The organism is Enterococcus sp. AZ071, from assembly GCF_050499065.1.
Lineage (GTDB): Bacteria > Bacillota > Bacilli > Lactobacillales > Enterococcaceae > Enterococcus_A > Enterococcus_A ferrettii.
This window is the reverse complement of record NZ_JBIPAS010000004.1, coordinates 17,271-42,932: the sequence shown is the minus strand read 5'-3', so window position 1 is coordinate 42,932 and position 25,662 is coordinate 17,271. Positions and strand designations below refer to the sequence as shown.

33 protein-coding genes are annotated in these 25,662 nt (G+C 37.9%); 25 read left to right on the top strand and 8 right to left on the bottom strand.

Annotated elements, in window-relative coordinates; genetic code table 11:
* From IGI49_RS25250 to IGI49_RS25215, 8 genes are all read left to right on the top strand, one after another.
* Window positions 1–348: hypothetical protein (locus tag IGI49_RS25250; RefSeq protein WP_429969612.1), on the top strand; the 348-nt coding region annotated here is incomplete at its 5' end.
* A 5-nt stretch (window positions 349–353) separates the two neighbouring features.
* Window positions 354–911 (top strand): Gp15 family bacteriophage protein, encoded by a 558-nt coding sequence (locus IGI49_RS25245; protein ID WP_429966156.1) that lies wholly within the window; start codon window positions 354–356, stop codon window positions 909–911.
* Window positions 904–3,939 (top strand): tape measure protein, encoded by a 3,036-nt coding sequence (locus IGI49_RS25240; protein ID WP_429966155.1) that lies wholly within the window; start codon window positions 904–906, stop codon window positions 3,937–3,939. The genes IGI49_RS25245 and IGI49_RS25240 overlap by 8 nt, the downstream gene beginning before the upstream one ends.
* Window positions 3,939–6,026, top strand: coding sequence for a distal tail protein Dit (locus tag IGI49_RS25235; RefSeq protein WP_429966154.1), 2,088 nt, complete (start codon window positions 3,939–3,941; stop codon window positions 6,024–6,026). The genes IGI49_RS25240 and IGI49_RS25235 overlap by 1 nt, the downstream gene beginning before the upstream one ends.
* Window positions 6,027–6,036: 10 nt before the next feature.
* The gene (locus IGI49_RS25230; RefSeq protein WP_429966153.1) at window positions 6,037–8,931 is read left to right on the top strand and encodes a phage tail spike protein; all 2,895 of its coding nucleotides are present in this window, start codon (window positions 6,037–6,039) and stop codon (window positions 8,929–8,931) included.
* A gap of 59 nt (window positions 8,932–8,990) precedes the next feature.
* A complete protein-coding gene (locus IGI49_RS25225) occupies window positions 8,991–9,341 on the top strand; it encodes a hypothetical protein (RefSeq protein WP_429963695.1) in 351 nt (116 codons plus the stop codon).
* Window positions 9,338–9,604: a phage holin family protein gene (locus IGI49_RS25220; RefSeq protein ID WP_429963694.1), complete on the top strand. Its 267-nt coding sequence runs from the start codon at window positions 9,338–9,340 to the stop codon at window positions 9,602–9,604. The genes IGI49_RS25225 and IGI49_RS25220 overlap by 4 nt, the downstream gene beginning before the upstream one ends.
* Window positions 9,601–10,710 (top strand): GH25 family lysozyme, encoded by a 1,110-nt coding sequence (locus IGI49_RS25215; RefSeq protein WP_429963693.1) that lies wholly within the window; start codon window positions 9,601–9,603, stop codon window positions 10,708–10,710. Before IGI49_RS25220 ends, IGI49_RS25215 begins: the two co-directional genes overlap by 4 nt.
* 487 nt (window positions 10,711–11,197) lie before the next feature.
* Here the strand turns inward: IGI49_RS25215 and IGI49_RS25210 are convergent, their stop codons facing one another.
* From IGI49_RS25210 to IGI49_RS25185, 6 genes are all read right to left on the bottom strand, one after another.
* Window positions 11,198–11,365: a hypothetical protein gene (locus tag IGI49_RS25210; protein ID WP_207703755.1), complete on the bottom strand. Its 168-nt coding sequence runs from the start codon at window positions 11,363–11,365 to the stop codon at window positions 11,198–11,200.
* Window positions 11,366–11,376: 11 nt separating this feature from the next.
* Window positions 11,377–12,432 (bottom strand): protein kinase family protein, encoded by a 1,056-nt coding sequence (locus tag IGI49_RS25205; RefSeq protein WP_207703756.1) that lies wholly within the window; start codon window positions 12,430–12,432, stop codon window positions 11,377–11,379.
* Window positions 12,422–12,901 (bottom strand): hypothetical protein, encoded by a 480-nt coding sequence (locus IGI49_RS25200; protein WP_207703757.1) that lies wholly within the window; start codon window positions 12,899–12,901, stop codon window positions 12,422–12,424. Before IGI49_RS25200 ends, IGI49_RS25205 begins: the two co-directional genes overlap by 11 nt.
* A 524-nt stretch (window positions 12,902–13,425) precedes the next feature.
* The gene (locus IGI49_RS25195) at window positions 13,426–14,562 is read right to left on the bottom strand and encodes a tyrosine-type recombinase/integrase (protein WP_429966198.1); all 1,137 of its coding nucleotides are present in this window, start codon (window positions 14,560–14,562) and stop codon (window positions 13,426–13,428) included.
* Window positions 14,563–14,664: 102 nt separating this feature from the next.
* Entirely contained in the window at window positions 14,665–15,255 is a 591-nt protein-coding gene (locus IGI49_RS25190; RefSeq protein WP_429966197.1) for a DUF4352 domain-containing protein, read from the bottom strand.
* A 194-nt stretch (window positions 15,256–15,449) separates the two neighbouring features.
* Window positions 15,450–16,193 (bottom strand): XRE family transcriptional regulator, encoded by a 744-nt coding sequence (locus IGI49_RS25185; RefSeq protein ID WP_429966196.1) that lies wholly within the window; start codon window positions 16,191–16,193, stop codon window positions 15,450–15,452.
* 192 nt (window positions 16,194–16,385) lie between these two features.
* On the opposite strand from IGI49_RS25185, the gene IGI49_RS25180 reads away from it, so the two are divergent.
* The 3 genes from IGI49_RS25180 to IGI49_RS25170 are packed head-to-tail and all read left to right on the top strand — an operon-like array spanning window position 16,386 to window position 17,573.
* On the top strand, window positions 16,386–16,598 hold the full coding sequence (locus tag IGI49_RS25180; RefSeq protein WP_429966195.1) for a helix-turn-helix domain-containing protein: 213 nt from the start codon (window positions 16,386–16,388) through the stop codon (window positions 16,596–16,598).
* 49 nt (window positions 16,599–16,647) lie between these two features.
* Window positions 16,648–17,409: a phage antirepressor gene (locus tag IGI49_RS25175; protein WP_429966194.1), complete on the top strand. Its 762-nt coding sequence runs from the start codon at window positions 16,648–16,650 to the stop codon at window positions 17,407–17,409.
* 11 nt (window positions 17,410–17,420) lie between these two features.
* Entirely contained in the window at window positions 17,421–17,573 is a 153-nt protein-coding gene (locus IGI49_RS25170) for a hypothetical protein (RefSeq protein ID WP_429966193.1), read from the top strand.
* Here the strand turns inward: IGI49_RS25170 and IGI49_RS25165 are convergent.
* Complete coding sequence (locus tag IGI49_RS25165) at window positions 17,570–17,794, bottom strand: DUF2188 domain-containing protein (protein WP_429966192.1); 225 nt, start codon at window positions 17,792–17,794, stop codon at window positions 17,570–17,572. The two genes, IGI49_RS25170 and IGI49_RS25165, sit on opposite strands and share 4 nt — an antisense overlap.
* A 58-nt stretch (window positions 17,795–17,852) precedes the next feature.
* Here IGI49_RS25165 and IGI49_RS25160 point away from each other — a divergent pair, with 58 nt between their 5' ends.
* Window positions 17,853–18,188, top strand: a complete 336-nt coding sequence (locus tag IGI49_RS25160; protein ID WP_429966191.1) for a MarR family transcriptional regulator — start codon at window positions 17,853–17,855, stop codon at window positions 18,186–18,188.
* A 136-nt stretch (window positions 18,189–18,324) separates the two neighbouring features.
* Here IGI49_RS25160 and IGI49_RS25155 read toward each other — a convergent pair whose 3' ends face one another.
* Window positions 18,325–18,849: a hypothetical protein gene (locus IGI49_RS25155; RefSeq protein WP_429963738.1), complete on the bottom strand. Its 525-nt coding sequence runs from the start codon at window positions 18,847–18,849 to the stop codon at window positions 18,325–18,327.
* A 154-nt stretch (window positions 18,850–19,003) separates the two neighbouring features.
* Here IGI49_RS25155 and IGI49_RS25150 point away from each other — a divergent pair, with 154 nt between their 5' ends.
* From IGI49_RS25150 to IGI49_RS25090, 13 genes are all read left to right on the top strand, one after another.
* A complete protein-coding gene (locus tag IGI49_RS25150) occupies window positions 19,004–19,204 on the top strand; it encodes a hypothetical protein (protein ID WP_429966190.1) in 201 nt (66 codons plus the stop codon).
* 263 nt (window positions 19,205–19,467) lie between these two features.
* Complete coding sequence (locus tag IGI49_RS25145; protein WP_429966188.1) at window positions 19,468–20,250, top strand: PD-(D/E)XK nuclease-like domain-containing protein; 783 nt, start codon at window positions 19,468–19,470, stop codon at window positions 20,248–20,250.
* 11 nt (window positions 20,251–20,261) lie between these two features.
* Window positions 20,262–21,242, top strand: coding sequence for an AAA family ATPase (locus IGI49_RS25140; protein WP_429966187.1), 981 nt, complete (start codon window positions 20,262–20,264; stop codon window positions 21,240–21,242).
* 47 nt (window positions 21,243–21,289) lie between these two features.
* Window positions 21,290–21,988, top strand: a complete 699-nt coding sequence (locus IGI49_RS25135; RefSeq protein ID WP_429966186.1) for a putative HNHc nuclease — start codon at window positions 21,290–21,292, stop codon at window positions 21,986–21,988.
* A gap of 71 nt (window positions 21,989–22,059) precedes the next feature.
* A complete protein-coding gene (locus IGI49_RS25130; RefSeq protein ID WP_429966185.1) occupies window positions 22,060–22,845 on the top strand; it encodes a helix-turn-helix domain-containing protein in 786 nt (261 codons plus the stop codon).
* Window positions 22,832–23,122: a hypothetical protein gene (locus IGI49_RS25125; protein WP_429966184.1), complete on the top strand. Its 291-nt coding sequence runs from the start codon at window positions 22,832–22,834 to the stop codon at window positions 23,120–23,122. The genes IGI49_RS25130 and IGI49_RS25125 overlap by 14 nt, the downstream gene beginning before the upstream one ends.
* Window positions 23,123–23,182: 60 nt before the next feature.
* Entirely contained in the window at window positions 23,183–23,704 is a 522-nt protein-coding gene (locus tag IGI49_RS25120; protein WP_429966183.1) for an HNH endonuclease, read from the top strand.
* Window positions 23,701–24,162 carry a single-stranded DNA-binding protein gene (ssb, locus tag IGI49_RS25115; protein ID WP_429966182.1) on the top strand — a complete coding sequence of 154 codons (462 nt, stop codon included), beginning with the start codon at window positions 23,701–23,703 and terminating at the stop codon, window positions 24,160–24,162. Before IGI49_RS25120 ends, ssb begins: the two co-directional genes overlap by 4 nt.
* A gap of 29 nt (window positions 24,163–24,191) precedes the next feature.
* Window positions 24,192–24,485: a hypothetical protein gene (locus IGI49_RS25110; RefSeq protein WP_207702696.1), complete on the top strand. Its 294-nt coding sequence runs from the start codon at window positions 24,192–24,194 to the stop codon at window positions 24,483–24,485.
* On the top strand, window positions 24,482–24,763 hold the full coding sequence (locus IGI49_RS25105; protein WP_429966181.1) for a LexA family protein: 282 nt from the start codon (window positions 24,482–24,484) through the stop codon (window positions 24,761–24,763). The genes IGI49_RS25110 and IGI49_RS25105 overlap by 4 nt, the downstream gene beginning before the upstream one ends.
* A 53-nt stretch (window positions 24,764–24,816) precedes the next feature.
* Window positions 24,817–25,149, top strand: coding sequence for a hypothetical protein (locus IGI49_RS25100; RefSeq protein ID WP_429966180.1), 333 nt, complete (start codon window positions 24,817–24,819; stop codon window positions 25,147–25,149).
* 45 nt (window positions 25,150–25,194) lie between these two features.
* On the top strand, window positions 25,195–25,359 hold the full coding sequence (locus IGI49_RS25095; protein ID WP_429966179.1) for a hypothetical protein: 165 nt from the start codon (window positions 25,195–25,197) through the stop codon (window positions 25,357–25,359).
* A 45-nt stretch (window positions 25,360–25,404) separates the two neighbouring features.
* Window positions 25,405–25,623 carry a hypothetical protein gene (locus tag IGI49_RS25090; protein ID WP_429966178.1) on the top strand — a complete coding sequence of 73 codons (219 nt, stop codon included), beginning with the start codon at window positions 25,405–25,407 and terminating at the stop codon, window positions 25,621–25,623.
* Window positions 25,624–25,662 lie beyond the last annotated feature (39 nt).

The window sequence follows — 25,662 nt, the reverse complement described above, 5'->3', positions numbered from 1 at the left end:
TTGGGAGGGCATGAATTCTTTTTCGATTGTTCAACGGAGCATATTAAGGAGTATGAGGAGAAGTTTGCTGCTGTTGGGCCTAAGTTGGAAAAGTTAAAGCAAGGCGACGATACAATCGAAGACTACAAGAAAGCTTTAACAATCGGATATGATGCAATGCTAGGAGAGGGCACGTTTGAAAAACTCTATGACGGTGTGCCTGATGTAGTAGCATGGATCAACGCGTTTTACACGTTGGCTGAAGGAATCGCTGAGAAGGTTTCTGAGTTCCAAAAAGAACAAAGTAGTAAATCCGACGAATTGAAAAAACAGTATTTGAAAAAGAAGAAAAAGAAAAGTAAGAGGTGATTGATATGCGGTTAAATGATCCGCTGGTCACTTCTATTTTCTTTCATGATCGAGAGTACGCTATTGATTTATCTTTTGACAATGTCTTGGACGTTTTCGATGTGTTATCTAGTGACATGTTGCTGGGAGACAAGATTGACACAGTAATTGCTTTACTATTTGGCGAAATAGCTTTAGAACCTTCCTTAAAAGCCGATTTATGGCTCTTCGTAAGAGATAAATACATTTTGCTAGGTAATAGTACCGAGCCCGAGGTAGATGAATTAGGTAATCCTATGCCAGTAGTACAAGGGAAGCAAAGCTTAGATATTCAACAAGACGCAAAGTACATATACGCGTCTTTCCGACAGATAGGGATCAATCTATTCGAAGAACAGGGGAAATTAACTTGGGCAGAGTTTCAAGCCCTTCTCGAAAGTCTACCTGAAGACACAATCATTCAGAGGATTATTCAAATTAGAAACTGGACTCCTCAAAAGGGTGATTCTGCAGAATACAGGAAAAAAATGAGAGATTTAAAACGAAAATTCGCTTTAGATGGAGAGGAGGAAACGGATGGCTGATGGAGTAGTATCTATTGATGTTAAGGTTGATGGGAAGAATGTTTCTTCTCTCAATAAGGACCTTGACGATTTAGAAGGAAAGTCAAGTAAAGCTAGTAGAGGGATAAAAGACATGGTAGCAGCAATGGGGCTTGTAAAAGTCGCCAGTGCTGCTTTTAATGTTTTAAAGAATTCTGTGAGTGGTGCTATTGATCGGTTTGATATATTACAAAAGTATCCTAAAGTTATGGAATCATTAGGCTTTAGTACTGATGATGTAAATAAATCGATGGATTCTTTAAAAGATGGTATCGATGGGCTCCCAACCAAACTACAGGATGTTGTATCCACAACTCAAAGAATGGCAGCAATAACAGGTGACTTAGACACCGCAACTGATGCAACGTTGGCTTTAAACAATGCCTTTTTGGCCAGTGGTGCGTCTACTGATGATGCTTCTAGAGGTATGCAACAGTATATTCAAATGCTCTCATCAGGTAAAGTTGATGGGGAAGCTTGGAATACCTTGATGGAAACAATGCCAACCTCTCTCACCAAAGTTGCGAATGCTATGGGTTTCATGGGCAAAAGTGCAATGCAAGACTTAAAAGCTGCTATTCAAGACGGGTCCGTTTCATTTGAGGATTTACAAAATAAATTTATCGAACTAGGTACTGGGTCTGGTGAACTTGCCAAGTTGGCCAAAGTTAATAGTGAAGGGATTAGGACTTCTTTTACTAACCTTAAAAACTCGGTCACAAATAATCTAGCTAACATTCTAGATAAAATAAACCAAATAACACAACAAGTCACTGGCGATACTATTGCCGGACACATAAATAAATTAAAAGGAATTATTAATAGTGCTGGAAAATCAATAGTCAACTCAATGGATAGTATTGTACCGATAGCAGAAAAGGTAATACAGGTATTTGGGATTTTAACAAAAAGCCTTGATTTTAACATTCTAAGCAAGAGTATTGAGATGTTAAAAAGCGGATTTGCAAGTCTAAGCAATAATGGAGATATCCAGAGAATTGGTCAAGATTTCCAGTTTCTGATTTTCAAGATGACCGATATAGTTAAAGATTTATATGGAAAAGTGAAGCCTTCCATATCTAGTATCATTGATACTTTCAAGACTATGATCGGTTATCTTATGCCTACAATTTCCAATCTTTCAGGCGTTATAACCACCGCAGCTGTCGGTATTGCTCAAGTATTCAGAGAAACATTGCCGATAGCTATAGATATTTTTAAAGGGGTATTCTCAGGGCTTGTAAGTTTTATTGGTCCCTTACTTGTTGATTTATCAGCTAAGTTGTTAGATTTTACCGTAACATTCACTCAAGCCTTTCTAGATAAGGTTATACCAGCTCTTCAAAAATTTGGCGAATGGATCAAGAATAATCAATCAACAGTAGAATCTTTGGGTGCGGTTGTAGTGGCACTGGCTGCAGGGTTTGCTGCTTTTAAAGTTGTTACAACTGTAATTGCTTTGTTCAACGGTCTGAAAAAAGCTGTTTTAGCAGTAAAAGCCGCTTTTGTCGCAATGAAAGTTGCTATGTTAGCTAATCCTATTGGATTAATAATTGCGGCAGTTACAGCCCTTGTAGCAGGGATTATATATCTTTGGAAAACTAATGAAGGCTTTAGAGACGCAGTTATCAACATTTGGAATAAGATCAAGGAAGCATTTCTCACTGCAAAAGAAGTCATAGTGACCGCATGGGAATCAATTGGAGATTTCTTCTCTGGTATTTGGGAAAGCATTGTCGGTGGAGTAGATGGAGCAGTAACAGGCATACAGGAAAAATGGACAGCCTTCAAAGAATGGTTCTCGTTATTCTGGGAAGGGGTCAAGACGTTTGTTAGTGAAACATGGCAACTCTTAGTGAATGCAATTCTAATGATCGTAGCACCGTTTATCGGTATTCTCATGATGAACTGGCAACTACTAAAATCTGGCATGGATGAAATCTGGGCAGGTATACAGATGGTTGCTCAGGGAGCTTGGGAACTGATCAAGAATATTATACTAGGTCCTGTCTTATTAGTATTGGACTTAGTGACAGGTAACTTTGATCAAATGGGTAGCCATTTATCCCAAATTTGGGAAAATATCAAAGGCGCAGCCTCTACAATTTGGGAAGGAATAAAATCGATTTTTTCTGGAATTGTCAGTGCGATAGTTGACTTTGCACAGGGGCATTTTGAGAATCTGAAAAATATTCTATCAAATATTTGGAATAGTATAAAGGCAACTGCAGGCTCTATATGGCAAAGCATAAAGAATACTGTAACTAACTTGATTAGTACATTGGTATCTACCGCTCAGAATATTTGGAATGGTTTTAAGAATACATTGTCGTCAATCATACGTGGTATTCAATCGACAATGACATCAGTATGGAACTCTATAAAGTCATCTGTCATTAGTATTATTAATGGATTGGTTTCTGGTGCGCAGCAAGCTTGGAATAATATGACTCAGGCGGTTTCGAATGCGGTAAATCGTGTTAAAAGCTTGTTTAATTCTTTACGCAATATTAACTTGCTTGATATTGGTAGAAATATTATTCAAGGTTTGATCAATGGTGTAACTGGTGGATTAAATAGTCTATGGAACACAATTTCGAATATAGGTAATGGGATCAGGAATACAATAGCAAATGTGTTAAGCATTCACTCTCCTTCTCGTGTGATGAGAGATGAGATCGGAAAGTATATCCCACAAGGAATTGCGGTTGGTATTGAAGCAGACGCAGATACTGCTTACAACGCTATTCGGAGCCTTGGCGATGGGATTTCTAAGTCAATTAGCCCTGAAATGGCTTTAGGTACTAGCAGAATGGGCTTAGCGACAACTGGTAGCCAGATAATCAATAATAGCTATATTACTAAAAAATCTAGTGCGAACCGTGTTTATGAGCTCCACACGACAGTAGATTTAGACGGCAGAGAAGTTGGCCGTAGTGTAGCTGTATACTCTGAGAAAGAACTTAACAGAAGAAACACAATCAAAAACGTTTTGGCAGGTGAAACATAATGGCAGAGTTTAACGTATATTTCAATGGTGAGAAGTTGCCTATCCGAGTGTTAGGCGGTTTCACACGCGGCCCGATGGTCGGAGAGTACGAAAACAAGACAATAGACATATCAGACATGGACGGAACCGAGGTAATCTCTTCACGTATTAAGGAGGGGGTTATTGAGGTTCCGTTTGTTATTCAAGGAGACTTGCACACAGCGCATGATGAAATGATGCGGATTCTGAACGTGGACGAACCCAAGAAGCTGCAATTTTCCGATCAGATGGATAGGTTCTACTTAGCCATTCCGCAAGGAAAGCCGGACGCCGAGGAACTCGTGCAGTGGTTTGAGAAAGGTTCTATCTCGTTCCTAGTGCCGTCTGGTGTCGCCTACGCCGAAGAGGAAACGATTGTGACTAATGACCGAGAGGTCGTGACTGAGACGTTAAATTTTGTCGGTAAAATTTCAGGAAGCCATGTTGAAAAACCACATTGGATGAGTGTTATGCATGCGGGTGATACTCCAGAACCAAATGCTTTCAGAAATGAATTTATTCAATCTAGGTATGATTCTGTTAGTAGATTGGATGGAAAAACAATGTCTTCTTTATCCTCAGTTGGTACGGCTAACCAATTTCCTGCAACGTTGATTAAATGGAATATAATTGAAGATTTTGATAGGCGATATTCGAATGTTTTTGATTACTATGATGCTACGGACCTGTCCAACAAAATAAGAGTAATGAAGAAAATTATCACGGGATGCAATTATAGTGTTTGGGGTCGAGGAGTTATTCCAGGAGGAAACAAACTGAATACCGCTTATTGGTTAGATGATAAGGCATACTCTATTCAGCGACCTTCAAACACAACGAATGAAATAAAAGAAATTTCATACCCACTAGATCAAGCAAATTCTGGCAGAGCAATAGATAATCAAGGGTTTGTTAATGTAATAGTTTATCCAGATCCTTCAAGTGAAGAAATAGGATCAGCATTGTATATTGATTTTGTAAATTTTGAGTATACCGTTGAACTTCCACGTAAGAATACGTTAATTATCAACAATGAGGGCACGCATAAAACAGCACCTGAATTTTCTTTCGAATTTGAAGAAGATAACGGCTATATTGGGGTTGTTCACCAGGATGGCATTATCCAATATGGATCACCTAGTGAAGTAGACGGTGTGACAAAGCAGAAATCAGTAGTGTTGCTACAAGATCGTTTTGACAATAATAAAGGCTGGGAAATCAACAGCACTAAAGCGGTGACTATGTTACCAATGACAGCAAATGGAACTGTGAAGTGGGACCCGATCCAAAGCTTTGTATATCCGACTGATTTTGGAACGGGAGATGGATGGCATGGCGTAACACTCACGCAAGCATTATCACAAGAGGCGGACAACTTCACATTAGAGTCCTTATCAAGGATACAGGATATTTGGGCCGAAAAAGCTGGACGCTTGGAGTTCACTATTTCCGCTGCTGATGGTACACCCTTGTTTTCAATGCAGTTTAGAGATGATTCAGTATCTTCTTCTCAGAATCAATTTTGGGCGTATGTAGGCAACCAGGAAGTTGATCGAGACACTTCGACTTGGCGATGGCGATGGTGGCTAGGTAGCCTAACAGTACGCAAAGCTGGCAACTTGTGGGAGTGGACCATTCAAAACGGCCAAAACAAATGGACTAGGCAATACTTAGATGGTGGGTACACAGTCTCTAACAAGAAGGCAGCACGTATTACAATCGCTTTTGCTGCCTTCGGAGACAAGAAACCAATTGCTTGGGAAGATGTTGCTAAAAATAAAAGCGGCATGGGATGGTCAGAATTACGCTTCGTCAAGGACAACGTTGATTTTTGGGTAGACTTGCCGAACAAGATGAAAGCAGGCGACACAGTGGAAATTAGGAACACTGAGGGTAAGATATACAAGTACTGGCAGAACCAGGAACCTATACAAGACATGTTAGACGCTGACATAGGCAATAACTATTTCTTGCTGCCTGTTGGTGAAAGTGAAGTTCAGTTCCACTTTTCGGATTACATGAGTGAGCCGCCGCTGATCACCGCAAAATATAGGAAGACATATAGATAGGAGGCAAAAGATGCAGTTAATTATAATTGATCGTCAAAGCAAACAAGTACTAGATGTTTTGAGCAATGAAGCGCCTTTTGCTACTCCATTCGATGATTCTTTCAGCGGTGGCGGACTAACAGACAGTTTAGAAACAGGTATGGCCACATACTCTTTTGAAGTGCTGAAGAAGTATGCAGCCGCTGATAATCTAGTTAAGGGGAATGAGATAGCCTTCCGTGACAAGAAGGGTCAAGATAGATTATTCCAGATCCTGATTGTTGAATCGGAGCATGATAAAAAAGTTATTCATTGTGTAGATACAAATCTAACTTTAAATAATACAATTGTACGACCTTATGAAGCTGAAAAAGATTACCGAATAGCCGACTACATTAACCGTTTCTTGCCTAGCAAGAGCGGTTTTTATATTGGGATTAATGAAATACCTCATCTATCAAGAAAATTAGTGTGGGAAGGACATGAGACGGTAACAAAGCGTTTGCGGTCTGTAGCTACACAGTTTGATAATGCTTATATCGGCTTTCGTGTTGTGATGCAAGGGTCACAGGTTGCTGCTCGTTTTATCGACATCTATAAGAGACGTGGGAAAAGTATTGGGACCACCTTAGAGTATTCTAAAGAAGTCAATAATATTTATAAAACGGAAGACTTATCAGAGCTTGCGACAGCTTTAATTGGTATCGGTGGTATGAAAGAAGGCTCAGAGGATCAGGAGAGCATAACTTTTAAAGACAGACATTATCAATCAGCTGATAATCGGTTTGTAAGCCCAGCGGGTGATGATCGAGTGTACGATCTAATCATGGGACCTTATTGGAAAGAAAACAAACCGGGGATGCAGACCTATGAGGGGTATATTGAACGAGTATTTGAGTATGATACTCAAAGCCCGCAGGAGCTTTTTAATCGCGCAGTAAATCGACTGGCTGAACTGTCGCAGGGAGCGAATACTTATGAGGTAGATGTAGCGTTACTTGATGATGATATAGCTTTAGGCGATACAGTCCGAATTGTCGATCATGACTATCAGCCGGAACTCTTTTTAGAAGCGGATGTTTTAGAACTCACGCAGCACTTGTCGAATAAGGGAAGAAACACAGCAGTATTTGGCAACTTCATTGAGAAAGAGTCTAAGATTGATGCAGCGCTGCGAATGGCTCAGGAAGCCATGAAACAAACGCAACTGCAGGCTCTTTACGAATGGCGGGCCTATGCCGATGATGATCAAGGGAACGGCTTTACTCACCGATACAGTGAAAATAAGGAATACATGGCGATTCTGTTCGTTAGAAACAAGCCTGTACCTTCAGACGATCCAGCGGATTATCTTGGTCATTGGACAAAAATCCGTGGTAGCAATGGAATTGATGGTGATGATGGCAAGACTTATTATCCTTGGGTAGTCTTTGCTGACGATGCAAATGGTAAAAATATTAGTTTAGACGGAAATGGGAAACCTTATGTTGGCATTGGAAATGGTACAAATCCAGTTCCTTCTATAAATCCAGCTGATTACAAATTTCAATTACGCTATGATCAAGAACTGTATAAGCAAGTTCAAGATCAGATTGATAGTGTACCTGTTGTAACAGTTGGAACGATCAGACCGAAGAATCCTAAACATGGGGATCAATTCTGGCAACAAGACTCAGAGGGGGCATTAACCGGATACTTCAAGTATGTGGTTAAGGATGGTATAGGAACCTGGGAACCCCAAATGGTTGATCAGGCCATGCTGAATATCTACGAGTTGAATGCTGTTAATATCAACGGTTCCGTGATAAACGGTTCAAAGTTTACAAGTGAGTTCACTGGTACAGATGATTACGGTCGTCCTATCAACGGAGTGTTATCAATTGATGGAGGAGTTATCAAGTCTGATTATCTTTATCCAAACGAGCCGGGGCGTACAGGATTAATGCGACTGTCTCATGAAGGGTTAGCGAGTGTTGTTTCCAGAGACGGACAAGGAACCGCAAACGCCGGTTTCAACCTAAACACTGTTGCGATGAGAATTTATTCCGATCAATACGACGTTAATTTGTCGAAAACTAATCTGTCTTTAGTAGATAGTATCGCTTTGCGTGAAGCTACGTTAGCGTACGACAAATTAACATTGTTAGATAAAGCTGGAAAAAAATACTTTAAAGGGGGCTTTGAAGGAATATCAGTTGAGCAACGGTTAGGTATAAGCCTTACAAAAATGACCGTTCCCAATGGTGGCGGTCTAGCAAGTATACAGGCGTGGGAAATCTTGTCCGCTGGATTCGATAATTACGATAACCCTAGTACAGCTTGGATGGATATTAAAGCGAAGGTAAATTTCCAAATGAACTGGTTAAACAACATCAATGTGCTGAATTTGGGGAATGGGAATTCTTCAGTATCCTCTACAGGTAGTCGCATCTATGTTACAAATGATAATCATTTGGTTGTTGGTGGGAACTGGGGAACATACTTATCAGCATTTAATAGCGGCAGCCCTGTAGCGGTTCTCCATGCAGCCTGGGACGGTATAAAGGCTTTTAAGGATTTAAACATGAATGGTTGGAAGATCACCAATCAATCGGATATTCGCCTAAAGACAAATATAACTAAATCAGAAATTGACCCAATCAAGGAGTTTGAACAGATTGAATTTTACGATTTTGAATGGGACCCTAAACACCCTAGAAATGAAGGGAAGGATAAAGATAGGCAATACGGGATTATTGCACAATATGTGCCTTTCTTAAGTCAACATTCCTCCATTGAGAAGGATAATTACTTAGTTATTGATCAAATGAAAATGCTGAATCTAACAGCGCATGCAGTTAAAGAATTGATTGAAAATAATAAATCCTTAGAATCACGAATTGTTGCTTTAGAAGAAAAAATGAAAAAGCTGCTAGGAACTGAATAGGGATAGAGCAACAGAGTAGGGATTTCGATCTCTACTCTATTTTTGAGAGTAGGTGAAGTATGGAGTTTTTTGACAAATTGCTAGAGATCAACAGCTTTCTTATGGCTCTTGGGTTGGGAGGTATTTATGCATGCATCCATAAAATCTACAAGGCTGTTAAGGGAAACAAGGATCAAACAGAACAACGTTTCAAGAGTCTTGAGTATGCGAATGTGGCGATACTGCATGACAAGATTTATAAGCAGTGTTCTGGTTATTTAGAAGAAGGGTGGGTATCAATTGATGATTTAGAAAACTTAGAATATTTATGGCGAGGTTACCACCAATTAGGCGGTAACGGCACAGGAGAAACATTGTACAAAAAGGTTCTTGATTTACCGAATATACCACCGAAGGAGGAAAGAAAATGAACTTTGCAGAATATTTAATGCCGCTAGCTATGGCAGGATGTCTAGTACTCGGATATTGTTTGAAACAATTTAAACGGATCAATATCAATGACTACATTCCAACAATTTTAGCTGTTGTTGGCGCGTTAATTGCTGGAGGTGTAAAAGGGTTCTCGATTGAGTCAATTATTATTGGTGCAATCAGTGGACTAGCTTCTACCGGATTACACCAAGCGTTTACACGATTTATTGAGGGATTAAGTGGAAAAGGAGGAAATGAATGAAAAAGAAAAGTATCGTATTGAGCCTATTATTGGCTCTTTTTTTGTTGCCAAATTTTCAAGTGGAAGTAAATGCTGCTAAAGGTGATCAAGGTGTTGATTGGGCTATTTATCAAGGAGCAAATGGCCAATTTGGCTATGCCCATGATAAATTTGCAATCTCTCAAATCGGTGGTTACAATGCCGGAGGGCTTTACAATCAATGGACTTACGAAAGCCAAGTAAATTCAGTGTTAGCACAAGGAAAACGAGCACATACTTATATCTGGTATGATACCTGGGGAAATATGAGTATTGCAAAAACTACAATGGATTACTTTTTACCCAAGGTAAAAACTCCACGGGGTAGCATCGTAGCTCTTGATTTTGAACATGGAGCTAGTTCGAACAAGCAAGCAAATACGGATACAATCCTCTATGGGATGCGGAGAATTCGAGACGCTGGTTATACTCCTATGTATTACAGTTACAAACCATTTACTTTAGCCAATGTATATTATCAACAAATTCTAGCAGAGTTCCCTGATTCATTATGGATGGCAGCATATCCAAGCTACAATGTAACTCCAAGCCCTGTATGGTCGGTATTTCCAAGCATGGACGGAGTAGCAATCTATCAATTTACATCCACATACGTTGGAGGTGGATTAGATGGAAATGTCGATTTGACAGGAATTACTGACAACGGGTATACGACTCTACCCGATCCCAACCCTTCTGAGGTTACGGATGTTTATCGAGCTGGGCAAAACTATTCAGTGATGGAGGTCGGAAACGATAAAGGTCATTTGGATGGGTTCGGTGCGGTAAATGGAAAGATCAAGGCGGAAGGATGGAGCACACGTACTAAGAAATATCAGTATGCATTCATTCTAGACCGAACGACTGGTAAAGAACTGAAGCGAATCAAATTGAAAGATTTGCCAAGAGCCGATGCAGCAAAAGTATACAACAGGAATGATGTTGCTGGATTTAGCGTGGAGCTGGATCAAAAAGATGTTGAAGGACATTCGATCATTGTAATGATTCGCAGCACCAACGATCCTGTAGGCGATGTTAAGGGCGGGTTCAATGATATTACTGAAACTCGCTGGTATTTAGACATTTAAATGAAGTGAAATCTCATCTAATCGGGTGGAAGGAACATATCATTTGAGTTAATTAATTGTATATTTTATAATGTTTTATAGGTATCACTCAATTAACATAAATGTGCCAAGATATTTATAGACAAAGCGGCTGAGATCAGACATTTGGGGAAGTGTGCTGATGGGAAAAGCCGCTCTGTTTGGATATCAAAAAAATCAATGTTTACTTTAAAATTAATTATATTATAATAGTTTAAAGACTATTTCAATAGAAGTAGTTTCTTTTCTATCTAGGGCAACTGTTTGGGAAGGCAGTTGTCTTTTTTGCTGTTACTTTTATTTAATTAGAGTTGAACAAAAAGTAACAACTATTCAGGTGAGGATGCAACTGATTTAGTAAAATGTAAAAAAACCCACCCAAATATGGGTGAGGTATACATAGTCTTACTTTATTAAAATAAGAAAAATCTCTTTTAAAAATCTTTATTGAATTTCATACTTATCAATACTATTTTCCTTTAACGACAATTGAATACTTATGGTTAACAGTCACGAGTTTAGTTTGCTTAAGAATAGCATCGATCTCTTTTTTACTGTAGTTTTTTGTCTTATGATCATCCATTGATTTGTTTGAAGATTGACCGCTTCGTGTTAAAGAAGGCATTGGTTTTAACATTTTAACCACTCCTATAAATATTTTTTAATGGCACCCAAAGCGTCTTTTTGGCTTTCAAAACTTTTGTTCAATGTAGAAATTTTTTGTGAATTTCCGCTTATCTTATTCTGTTTGAATGCAACTACTTCATTAGTAAACTCATCCATCTCTATATTTATTATAGCTGTTTCAGTAACTTTTTTCCACTCAAGATGGTTATTGTTCTTATTTTTTCTAAAGCCCACATCTAACATCTGGTCTAATTTAGCAATATCGTTCATCACTTCTATGATTGAACTGTAGAGTACGGTATCTCTCATTAAACACTTATTTATTATACGTTGAAGTTGTTTAGGAATATGAGGTAAAAATTGATTCTTAGGAAAAGTTTTATTCAAGATTTTCGTTTGCAAATCGTACTGGCTCGATATACTATTAATACTTTCTTCATAATAGAAATTATTGAACATGCGATATAAAGTTAGCCCGACTTGATAAATATCATCTTGAAAAGATACCAATCCTGTCTCTAATAATGTCGGAGAAATATTAGCAGAATAAATTGATTTTTCTTGAGGCACACAATCATCATCTGGCAATTTACAACTTTGACCAAAGTCGGTAAGAATTGCTCTATCTGAATCATCGATAATTATGTTGCTTGGTTTAATATCTAGATGGAGTATTTTTAGTACATGAGCATGAGCAAGTCCGCTCAAAAAGTCTAGACAATAACCTATTAATTGAATGTTACTTTCATAATCGTTAGCCATTTTGTTTAATGATCCCCGTTGGTAATATGGTAAAGCCATATAAATATATTCTTCATCCTGAGTAGCATATTGGATTGGCATAATATTTCTATGTCCCGACATCGTTAATACCTTTGTTTCTTCAAAAATATCTTTAGTTGACATTCTTAAATTAGTTTTACTGATTTTCTTAATAAGAAAATCTTTGTCCATTTGGGGGTCGCGACCAAGAAAGACAGTCGAATTCTTTCCTTCTGTATCCGAAGAAAGATCCTTTATCTTTTCAATTTGTAGCTTTGTGTCAATTAAATTCCTAATCTCAAACCTATTTTCCATTATTATCACCTCTAATGCACATAGCTACTAATATGCTTTCTTTTTGGTTGACAGAAAGACTATTCCAGTATTCTAAGTGTATATCATCAGGTGATGATACTGAAACATTAGCGCATAAATCTTTCAATTGTTTGAAATCATCTAAATGTAGAGCACTTTTGATTTGCGATTTAATAAACGTTTTGTACCCCTCGATTTTGCAATCACACATCAATTCTTGTATTACGCCTTCGATGTTAACTCTATCTAAGTTTATATTGTTAGCTTGAGGCTCTATAACTCTTAAACCTATATACGAGATACCATTTTCTTTGATTATCGATAACAAATTAGATCTTATATAAGACAACCTTCTAGGCATGTCTAAATATACTGGAACCATAAGTTTATCAGGAAAGAAATCTCCGTTATCTTTAATTATCGTATAATTAATAATTCTGGGTTCAACTCTTAAACCAACTACATTCACACTTAATACCCTCTTTTTTTGAATATATTTTACCACAAATACATTTCAATAAAAAAGGTTTATTCTAAAAAATTGTTTGAAAATAGGTCAAGAAACTTTGAAATTACTCCTTTGACATTTACACAATATGCATCAAGGTGTATAATTAATTCACCTTTCAATATCTTACGTATCACTTTCCAACAGCCCACTTCTAACGAGGTGGGCATTTTTGTGCTATACTACCAGTGGAGAGTATTCACAACTCCGTTGTTATCTACGTGGCCACTTCCTAACTTGGCGGGGAGTGGCCTATTTTGCTTGTTTTTGAATACCATTTGAATACCCTTTTTAGCATATCAATGTGTTTTAAGTTCCATTATAAAATATAAAAAACGCTGATACAAAGCGGTTTTTCTCAAGTATTCTTTAGAGGTAAGTGGCTGGTGTGGATAAGAACTATCCATATTATTTGTTGGAAAACATTGGTATACCAGTATTTTTATAGAGCAGTTAACAAAATGAATACCCCTTTGAATACCCGATTAAGATTCCAAGTATTTTTGGAAATTTATTGCAACATCTTTTTCTGCTGCTTTAGTGACGTGGGTGTAAATATTTAAAGTGGTGGAAATGTCACTATGACCTAAGCGTTCCTGAACTTGTTTCAGCGTAGCACCGGATTCGAATAACAAAGATGCATGAGTATGTCTAAAGCCATGTGGTGTAATAGAATAATCAGGGTACTTATTCAACTTCTTTGATAAATAGTAGTGATATAAAATTTCATTTTTCTCTGAACTAAAGATTAATTGCTGAGTGTCCGACTTCACAGGTATACCTCGCGTTAGTAACATTTTTCTTTGTTCGAGTTTCCATTTTCTGAGTAAACTTATCGTGTTTTTATCCAATGACAATATTCGTTCGGAGTTAGTTGTTTTGGTCGTACTTATATATCTTTCTTTGCTCAAATTCGCAACGCTCTTATTTATTGATAACGAATCTGAAGTAAAGTCTAGATCGCTCCAAGATAATGCGAACAACTCGCTTTTCCTTAAACCTGTATATGCTAAAACGTGAAACATAGTATATACTTGAGAGGATTCATTTTCTTTGATCAACGTAAGAAAATCTTTCAATTGCTGCTTGTCTAAAAAATTCTGTTCTTCTTTTGTTTTCACAGTTCGTTGTTTTTTTGGCATGATAATTCGGCTCATTGGATCATCAAGTAGCAAACCATGGTTAATGGCAAACTTGAATACCTTAGAAGTATAAGACTTTAGGTGGGCGGGATTGGCATAGTTTTCATTCCATTGGTTAACAACTTTTTGACAATGAGCAGGAGATATTTTACCGATCTTCATTGAACCAAACGCAGGAAGAATTTGAAAATCGAAATACCGCGCCACTCTTTCTGAGGAAGTAGATTTAACCGTATTTACATATTGCGCAAACCATAGTTCATACACATCCTTATAGGTGCTAAAGTCTTGCTTTGTAAATCCAACATCTTCAATTTCTAGTTGTAATTTTGCAAGCGCTAGTTTTGCTTCTTTTTGCGTTCTGAATCCACGCCTGGTTGTCCGTTTCTTTTTACCCGTCAACGGATCAACGCCTAAATATGCGTTAAACTGGTAGGCGATCGATCCGTCTTTTTTTGTGTATTTTTTTATTGTAGCCATATCCATAATCTCCTTTCTGTGTTAAACTAAGGCACGTCAAATAAACACTTATTTGCTGTGCAACCACTCAAACTTTGGTCGGGGAGGGTGGTTGTTTTTGGTTTATTTCAAGTTAATGTCGACAGTTTCATCATTCCAGAAATTGGATTTGTATTGGAGTTTAAGACTTGTAGCCTCTGTCGGTGCGCTGCCTACCAAGTTTCCAGATACTGAGGCGCCTGGGTCAAGTTCACCACTGTTTAATGTGTCAACACCTTCCATATAAGAAGTTAATGATGTAGAATTGCCATCAGCGTTTAAACTATAATCAAAAGGGTTGTATGACTGCTTGTTGTCAGTATTATTCGTTATAGTAATATTTACCACCACAAATTGCTTGCCATCATCAGGTTTGATGTACTCAGAACCTTGGCTGTAATCAACTTTATTAACTTTGATTTCATACCCTTTATAGCTAACAACGTCTCCTACACTAAATGTTTGGTCTAATGTATTATCGTCATTAGAAGAAGTTGAATCAGCTTCAGGCACTTTCTTTGTCGAAGGTTCATCACTACCACCACCTAAAGCACCACCGATAATCGCCACGAAAAGTACTACTACTATCCAAAACCATATTTTTTTGTAAAAAGGCTTCTTCTCCTTCATAATATACGTTTTACCATCATTGTCTGTAATCTTTTTCTTTGACATACAATTCACTCCTGTTTTTTGATATAATTATTTTAAGATCCTTGGGGGAAAGGATTGAAGCCCATGTTTGACAGCATGGGCGTTTTTACTTTTTCTTTTGGAGTTTACGAAAGAAATCTATAATAGGATTTTTCTTTACAATTAAAACGGTACCCATTAAAGCAACTATTAGAACTTTCAAGATTGATTTCAAATTACTTCACCACCTCTCCAACAACCTTCACAGTGTCATCCTCTGTAACAAGCATATCTTCGTACTTGTTGTTCAAGGAAACTAAATACATTCCGTTTTCAGTCACTCGAATTTTTTTGAGATAAGATAACCCATTTACCCGGATCACGTATATCTTGTCTGTAGAAAGGTTAGAACGCTCTCCTTCAGGGATTTCTTTACAATAAACTATATCTCCGTCCTTGTATTCAGGTTCCATTGAATCTCCAGAAGCTATATATACCCAATCGAAATTGATTGGAGCGTCAGAAGGGATGTCTATAATATCCCATTCATGAGTGCTCTCGTCAGAAATGTCTTCGTAATAGTTCGATACCCCTAACCCAGCACCCAACACGCCTCTTTTTTCTGCGGTTCTCTGTGTTCTATATTTCCGTTTTTGTTCCAAGTCAATGATTTTGTTTTGCTCCCTTAATTGAGTTTCAGCAAAGTTGTATACTTTTTTCTGTCTAAGTGGCTCTAGTTTGTTGTAGATAGCGGAAATAGAAGAGAAAGAGATATTTTGATTTAATCCTAGTAAATAATCAGAGCTAACGCCAAATAGTTCTGCCAACTTTTTCAGGTCTTTACCTTTAGGGAAATTGTCATCACTTTCCCATTTTGAGACTGTTGTATAAGTTTTCATGCCTAAATATTCAGATAGTTCTGTTTGCGTCATATTTTTCTTTTCTCTTAATCCGCGTATACGAGCACCAATAGTTTTCATGTCACACCTCCTTTGATAAGAATATTATATCATGATATGATTTTAAATCAAGTGCATTTAAGAAGTTTCTTTGCTCATTTACCTAAATATCTAGTGATAAAAAAATATGTGACTATAAATCATATATTTTTGTTGACTATGATTTTAAATCATGTTATAGTTTGGTTAAACAAAAGGGGAGGAGGTATTTGCATGGTGGGAATTGCTGAGCTAAGAGCTAGAAAAGGAAAAATGTCACAACGTGAATTAGCTGAGAAACTTGGAACTACTCAAACGTCTATTAGCAATTGGGAAAAAGATCCCTTATCCATGAACGCTAGCAATATCGTTAAAATGGCTATGTTTTTTGGTGTATCAAGCGATGATATTTTAGGTATTGAGAAAAAAGAAAAGACACCTGTCTAATTTTTTTTGAGTTTAATATGATTATAAATCATAGTAAGAGGAGGAAAAAATGAACACGCAGAAGTTCGAAAACAATCTATTCAAATTAGAGGTCAAAACAGAAAACGGCGAATCGTTGTTTGATGTTGAGACGGTAGCAAGAAGTTTAGGCTTGACTGAAACCAAAAACGGTAAAGAATATGTAATCTGGAAAAGAGTCAATAAGTACCTTGAAAAATATCTTTCGACACAAGTGTCGAAAAACGACTTCATCAGCGAACCAATGGTTTACAAACTAGCATTCAAAGCAAACAACGCTTTAGCTGAAAAATTCCAGGATTGGTTAGCAACAGAAGTCTTGCCACAAATCAGAAAGCATGGAATGTACGCTGCAGATGAACTGCTAGATAATCCAGATTTACTGATTGAAGTAGCCACCAAGCTGAAAGAAGAAAAAACACTACGTTTGATTGCTGAGCAGCGAGTAAATGAATTGCAGCCAAAGGCGGATTACTACGACCGAATTCTAAACAACAAAGGATTGGTAACCGTTAGTACGATTGCCAAGAACTACGGCATGAGCGCTGTAACGTTTAATAGGTTGCTACATGAATTAGGAATCCAATTCAATCAAAGTGGCACATGGCTGTTGTATAGCAAGTTCCAGGACAAAGGATACACGCATATCGAACCATTCGATTATGAAGATAAAAACGGCAATTCGCAAGTGAAGACGCGCATGAAATGGACGCAAAAAGGGCACATCTTCTTATATGAAACATTGAAGAAAAACAATTACTTGCCAATGATTGAACAGGAACGAGTTAGCTAGGAGGTGGCGACATGAAAGAAGAAAAAATTGAAATTCTCAACGAAGAGCAGTACACGAAATTAATTGTAGAAACGAATGATGGAAAAAAAGTAGCAGAAGTCACATTGACAGATGCAACTCCTGCTGACGGGTACAGAATTAGGCTAACACCTCAATATGATTAACCCTTTGGTGGATGCGGATCGTTTCCATGACTATCACGACTTTGAATTTTTCCATCTCGTCCGTGAATAAATAATTCTGAACCCTGATTTTTAGAAATCTCTCTAGCAATTTTTGTTGCTTTGGCTTTTGTATCAGTATGTGCAGTTGCTTTAGAGTTTCCGGCGCCTTTAACATTCCAACCACCTTTGGAATTAGGCACGACATGTTGATTTTTACCCATATTATTATCACCTCACTTTCTATAGTGAGTGTACCAAAAAACTTAGGAGGTGGCACTAATGCCAATGATGGAAGTGACAGAGCACGAAGAAATGATTTTATACGGTCTGCGATCAATGATCGCTAAAAACAATGACGAACAACTAAAAGCAGTTGAAAACACCTATTTCGCTAAGTCTAAACAATCAATCTTTACTACTAGCGAACTTGCTGCTAAGTGGGGATGCTCTAAAAAGCATGTTCAAACAGTACTAAAAGATGGCGGCGTAAAACCTGTAGGCAAACGTGGTCATGAGCATGAATACGACGGATCAGCAACTCAGTTAGCAAAAGAAGAATACGACGCTAAAGTACTATACAATCGCCGAATCTCAGGCAAGCTGAGGGCTATGTAAAGGAGGGATAAGATGTCACTTAAAGATTGGATACTTTTATTTGGAACAGTAATTGTTTTAATGATTTCCATTCCAGTTATAGTAAATAACCATAAAAGACTTAAAAAAATGGAAAAGAAAAAGTAGCTCAAATGAACTACTTCATTGCTTTAATAATAGCTTGTGCAGACTGCTTTATAGCAGTTGCCTCTTTCGTATCGGTGCTTTTTTTTGATGTGTTCCACAATAAATGTGAATGCATATCAGTCTTAATTGAAGATGTTTCTTTGTATATTTTACCCTGTAGATCTGAGTATGTGATGGTTACATCAACCGTTTCTTTGTACTTAGGATCCATAAACGATGTTAATTTTTGTCCTGGAGCTAATGTTCCATTTATTAATGAGTTCATGTTGAATTTCTTATTACTAGAATCTAGTTCTCTACTAAAAGATAAATCAAGTATTTTAGCCGACGTTACTCCGAAATTCTTGATTACAAAGTACTTTGAAAAAGAAGAGATCTCTATTGTTTCAACATAAATTGACAAGTAAGGTCTGTTAGCATCTCTAATACTCTCTTCAGTCATTTTAATGGACTTCCGCGTTTGAAGAATTGCAACTACAGAAACGATTAGAGAAGTGATGATTGCGAATAATTGAATTAGGTCAGTAATTTCCATAAAGCACCCCTATCTTTTAATTCAAAAAGTTTGTTTCTGATATCAGTATTATACCAAAAATTGAGAGTAAATGATAAATCGAAAAATAGTATTTCGTCTTATGCATATCGAACAATAGATGAAATAATCCAAGACTTAGTAAGGAGTATGGAAAATGCGCAGTGATTTCTACTATGTAATAAAGGTGCCTGCATCAGTTGCAAATGATATAGCTAGGCGTAGATCGAAAAAAACGATGCTGACAGGAGCAATGACAGCGACCTTTCTATTAGGGCAATGGCAAGCAGGAGCAGCCTTGTTTGCTATGTTAATTGTGGCGAATTTAGTTCAGAAAAATAAAGCAGATAGGAGGTAGTTGTTTGTTGACCAGAAAAGAAGCGTTGCGCTACGGGAAAATATGTGCGGATCGTTGGTGGAGACACAACAAGTCCACAATCTTAGCCAAGCAACATATAGAAGTAATGAAAAAAGCGACTTCCACCGCCAAGTAGTAAGTCGCACGTACAAAAATATTTGAGGTGATTATACCATGTTTGACTATGATGCTGCAATGGCTGATCCAGAGAACCCTGTCTTCATTAATGTGAGCATGCCAGAGGAAATAGAGGAGAAAAATAAATGATTTTAACAGAAGAGAATTATTACTTAAAGCGCTGGGAATATCTATCAGCGTCACAATACAAAGCTTTCACATCATGTGAAGCAAAAGCAATGGCAGAACTTACAGGAGAAGTTCCACCAGAAAATACAGAAGCCTTTCTTGTTGGGAATTATGTCCATACTGCATTCGAAAGTGAAGAAGCGCATGAAGAGTTTAAAAAAGAGAATGAAGCAGCAATGTTAACCAAACAAGGGAAGCTACGAGCTAACTTTATTGTTGCGGAGAATATGGTTCAACGTTTAAAAGAAGATGCTTTCTTTAATGATTTATACCAAGGAGAAAAAGAAGTGATCGTTACCGGAGAACTGTTTGGCGAAGAATGGAAAGGAAAAATAGATTGTTTAAATGTGGAGCAAGGTTATTTCGTGGATATAAAAACGACTGCTGATATCCATAAAAAGTTTTGGTCGGAATCGCGTCGAGTGTGGACACCATTTGTTGAATGCTTTGGATATTACGAGCAAATGGCAGTATATAAATTTTTACTGGAACAGAAATATCAGAAAGCTTTTACTCCATACATTATCGCTGTCAGCAAACAAACTCCTTGTGATATTGAGGCGATAGAGATTAGGGAAGAACTGCTGATTGTTGCTCTTAATGGAGTTAAGGAAAAGATTAAACGTGTCATGGCAGTAAAAAATGGTGAGGAACGACCTTTTATGTGTGGCAAATGCGATTACTGTCGCGGGCACAAAGCTTTAAGTGGGTTTGTGTCATCTGAAGAACTCATTGATTAGGAGGATGACAAATGGAAGTTAAAAAGGCTAAGCGGGAAAAATTAAAAGTCCCGATTATGATAACAGGCGCTAGTGGTAGTGGCAAAACAATTTCTGCGCTTCTTATTGCAAAAGGAATCGTTGAAAAAATGTTTCCTGATATGTCAGATGAGGAACAGTGGGGAAAAGTTGGTGTGATCGATACGGAACACAAGCGAGCTTTACTTTATGCGGGAGCAACAGTGGCAGATGTATTTATCGGTGAATTTCTTCATCTCGATTTCGAATCCCCGTTTACTGTCAGCAATTATATAAAAGCCTTCAACTTAATGAAAGAGTCGGGTGTTGAAGTAATCGTTGTTGACTCAATCTCCCACGCATGGAGCGGTGAAGGTGGGATTTTAGAGCAGGTAGAAAGTATTACAGAAGGTAATTCTGCTAAAAGCATGGGAGCATGGAACAAAGTAAAGCCTTTGGAAAAGGAATTTTTGAAACTGGTAACCGGCAACAGTGTGTATGTAATTGCTACCTCTCGAAGCAAGCAAGCCTATGATTTCGATAAGGGAGAAAATGGCAAAACAAAAATTGTGAAGATGGGATTAAAGCCAGATCAAAAGGATGCACTTGAATATGAATTTGCTATTGCCTTAAGAATGGACCAAGATCACATAGCCGAATCAACAAAAGACAATTCCAATATGTTTGATGCTCCTTTCAGAGTCACTACCGAGGTTGGACATAAGATTTTTGATTGGTCTGATCAAGGAATTGACCTAGAAAAACAAAGAAGAGATTTGATACTGGAAATTGTGGGAATATCTGAAGAATCCCCTAGCAAAAAACAAGTATACGAAGCCATGATGAGCAAAACGAATGGTCGCAAACTTGATGATCTACCTATTAAGAGCCTTAAAAACTTGAAAGCTATGCTTGAAAAGGTAGAAGATGCTGAGCCTTCTGAAACAGAACAAGGAGAACTATTTGACTCCAAGAAGCCGCCAGAGAAGAAGTGATGTAGATGTTTCATTTATGCAAAATTGTAAGCCATGAAGGTAATCGAATGACTATCGAGTTTGAGGAAGAAATCAACGCGGAGTACCTGAAAATGTTAGCCAGAGGCAAGGATAATCTAGTCAAAGTAAAGCCTATAGATAACGAACCCCTCTCAGCTAAACAAAATGCTCTCTCTCACGTTTTAATCAGGGACATAGCAAATTGGTGGGTAGACGATCCAGAACATGTAGAAAACATCCTGAAGTATGATTACGAGTACGATCAAGATGAAGCTTTTAGTCACGAGCTTGCGACGATGGACGAGGGGAACATTTGGATAACAAAACTAATTCAGTTTGTTCTTAAAGAAGGCGTAGAGCTGAATAAAAGGTATTCATATTTACTAGAACAAAATAGTTTTTTCTATTATTGCTGCAAGTACAGAAAGTGTGCTGTTTGCGGGCGGCCACACGCACAAATACACCATGTAACAGCAGTAGGAAATAGACACCGTAAAAATGTTGATCACCGCCTATTTCCTTTCGCAAGTTTATGTTGGGTTCACCACAATATAGCTCACGATTTAGGGCAAACGGAATTTCTAAACAAGTATCAGATTACTGCTGTGTATTTAGATAAAGATGCCTTGATAAAAATCGGCATCATGACGAATGCTCAAATCATGAAGTTTGATGAAAAGTATGAAACGGAACAGTTATTTAATCAAGCTGTTGAAGGGGATAATCCGGACAGCAAAGATGGATAAGCGAGACTCTGATCCAAATTATGAAATAAAAGATTGGCAGTTGCCTAATAAGCCTGCCTGAGAATGGAGGGGTGCAGTTGAAAAAAGGATATTACGCCATCATTCCAGCAATTATCAGATATGATTCTGAGCTGCCAGGTAATGCGAAGTTGCTGTATGGAGAATTAACGGCATTAGCGAATGAAATGGGCTATTGCTGGGCGACAAACCAATACTTTGCTGAATTGTATAACGTTAGTAAGAGAACAGTAAGTAACTGGTTGTCGAAACTTGAATCAAGAGAGTATATCAGAATTCAGCTGCAGTACAAAGAAAACTCCTTAGAAGTAGCAAAAAGATTAATCTTTATTTGCCCATTTCCAACCACTGGTGATTTCTATGGGGGTGGAAATAAATTTCATGAGGGTAGTGAAGAAAACTTCCAGCCCCCCATGAAAAAAACTTCTAAGAGAATAATACAGTCTAATAATACAACTAATAAATATATATATAGCTCGAATTTCGAGGGGTATTGGAAAAACTATCCAAAGAAAACTCAAAAAAAGAAAGCTCTTGAACAGTTTAAGAAAAAGGTCACAGATGAAAATAGTTTATCTGACTTTGATAAAGGGTTCAATGACTACTTGAAATATATTCAATTGAACGAATGGTATTCACCTGCAGAACTATTCAGATGGATCAGAGATGAACGATACAAAGATGAGTATGACCTTACTCCGAAAAAATCGAATGGAAAAAGATTCGAAAAGGTACCAGCACATATCAAAGAACCGCCCAAAGGCAGAAAGACTGATTCAGATGTGCTCTTAGAGGCGGATAAAATCATAGAGGAGCGCAGGAAACATGGAAGACTATGATTTACTCAAATTAGTGCACAATAAGCTACCAGACGATTACAGGGACGTTTTAACACCATTTCTAAATAACTATGCTTCTCACATAGTAAATGGCGGTACTGAACAAGACGAAAGAGCTAAACGGCTATTTTGCCAGTATTGGGTAGGATACCTTATTTATCACAATCAACAAAAGAAGAAATCTTTCGACTTTTGGGAACTTATGGAAAAGGGCTATCAGCAGCAAAGGCAATTCGCTTTAAAATTCTATGAACGAATACGGGAGGACAATAAATGATTAACAACGTTGTTTTAGTCGGACGATTTACAAAAGATCCAGATTTTCGGAGGTGATTACGTGGGAGCGTCGACAGAAAAAGAAGTCAGATACTCGATAAAAATTGGGTTAGATATTCACAATGTTTTAGGCAAAAAACAAACCAACGAAGGATACGTGCTGCTAAAAATCCCAACACATCCAAATGCTTATGAAAATGGGTACGTATTGGAACACAGAGTGATTTTTGAGAGTGTCGTTGGTTTTTACTTAGACCCCAACATTATAGTTCATCACAAAAACGAAAATAAGAAAGACAACAGATTCGCAAATCTTCAAATAATGGACAGGGGTATGCATACAAGGTTACACCACAAAGGTGTTGAGAGAAGCAAGGAAACTAGAAAGAAAAACTCTATAGCAACAATAAAGTTGGGGTGGGTAGGAAGTAGCCACCCTAATTACAAAAATGTAGATGAAGACGTTAAAAGCTTGTACTTGCAAGGAGTCCCTGTATTGAAGATTGCAGAGTTAACGGGAGTCACAAGAAGAACTATATACAATCGATTAGAAAAACTAGGTTTAAAGGAGAAGAAAATATGATAAACAATGTTGTTTTGGTGGGAAGAATTACAGCAGATCCAGAATTAAGATATAGCGCATCAGGAGTTGCCGTATCTACGTTTAGATTAGCAGTCAATCGCAACTTCACAAGCGCAGATGGGACTCGTGAAGCAGATTTCATCGACTGTGTGATTTGGCGTAAGTCAGCAGAAACATTAGCAAACTATGCCCGTAAAGGGACGCTGTTAGGTGTTACGGGGCGCATTCAAACTCGAAACTATGAGAATCAGCAAGGACAGCGTGTCTATGTGACCGAAGTAGTCGCGGATAACTTTCAACTACTTGAGTCTCGTGCTGCAAATGAGCAACGCCAGAATGGGAACCCGTCTGGAAACAATGCACAACCACAGGGTAACACTACTCCTGATTTTGGGAACAGCCCTGATCCGTTTAGCAGCGGTTCAATCGATATTGCCGATGACGATCTGCCGTTTTAACAAGCATGCAATAGAAAAGAGGAAATTAAATGATTACAGAACCTTTTATTGGCCGAGAGGGAGCAATTAAGAATGTACCGATTAGACGAAAGCGAGCTAAAAAGCCGAATGTTCAAATAGGTGGGATTTATCTATGTTACCCGCGTGAAGGCGAATCATGGAAATTTCCATTCATTGGTGAAGTCGAAAACATTCTGACGAATACGGCCGTTGTAAAAATAATCGCTACTCAGAAAGAAGATGATCACCTGATTGATAAATTAAACAATCGCACGGTGGTTGTTTTGACCAGGATGGTGCCAAGAAAGAAGGCAGATCGATGAAGACAGCAGATAGAATTCTTCTTTGCATATTTAACTACCGTCAGGAGCATGACTATTCGCCAGCAGTTCGTGAGATTTGTGGGATTGTAGGGCTAAGTTCTTCTTCAACAGTTCATAAATACATCAATAGGTTGAGAGAACAAAAATTAATCAAATATATTGATGGAAAGCCAAGAACTACAACCGTTACGGTAAAAGGACACAAATTAGTTCACGAGTTGCTCAATCAGCAGGTAGAAGAACAAGACAAATCAGTATCAATTCAAGATCACGATTAAGCCAAGTGCGTTAGTGCCGGATATTGATGTTCGGTAAAGGAAGGAGAAAAGGCATGCAGATTTCAAACGGGGAAATCACTAGTACATTTTTAGGATTCGATGACCACGGAATTTTAACGTTTGCTCTAGTCGTTGAAGGGGACGGATGGGGGGTTAGCATTGGTTCTTATGCTTTGGACGAATACGATAAAAAGATTGGTGGACGTATACCACACCCTAAATCAATGAGTGTAATCGCTGAAATACTGAACGTGGTAGGTGTAAAAAAATGGGAAGATCTAAAGGGCGAGTTTATTCGCATAGAAGACTATGGTCCTGGTAGGCAAGTATTTAAGATAGGCAACTTGATAGAAAATAGATGGTTGGATTTCAGTGAGTTTTTTTAAGAATGGGTCCACTAACGGAAGATTTAACGGAATGGAGATGATCAGATGGAAACAAGAAAAATTGACATCATTGTAGAAGTGAGCGGCATGCAATTAGTACTAGATCAATACGAAGTGCATGCAGACGCAACGCATGACGAGATTAACGAAGAGATAGAAGCTCATATGAAGAATCATTTAGAAGTTAGTTACGAGGACTCAGATTTCTAACTGAATTAACGACCGATGAAGCAGAGAAAAAGGAGTTGATAAGTGGTGGATGAAAAAGAACAAGTCAGCTGGTTGATGAATAGCTATGTCACTAAACTGATTGCTGGGGAGACCGAAAAGACTGCCTTAGCAGTAACGATAAGTCAGTATTGTGATTCTGAACTATTCTCTAAAGATGTCGTTAAGGAATTTATGAGAATAGCAATGGATCATGATATAGAGTCGTTTTGGAATGAGTATGACCAAGCTACCGCTGAAGGATAGTCTGATCAAGACCGAAAGTACCGAAAAAAGAAAAGAGGA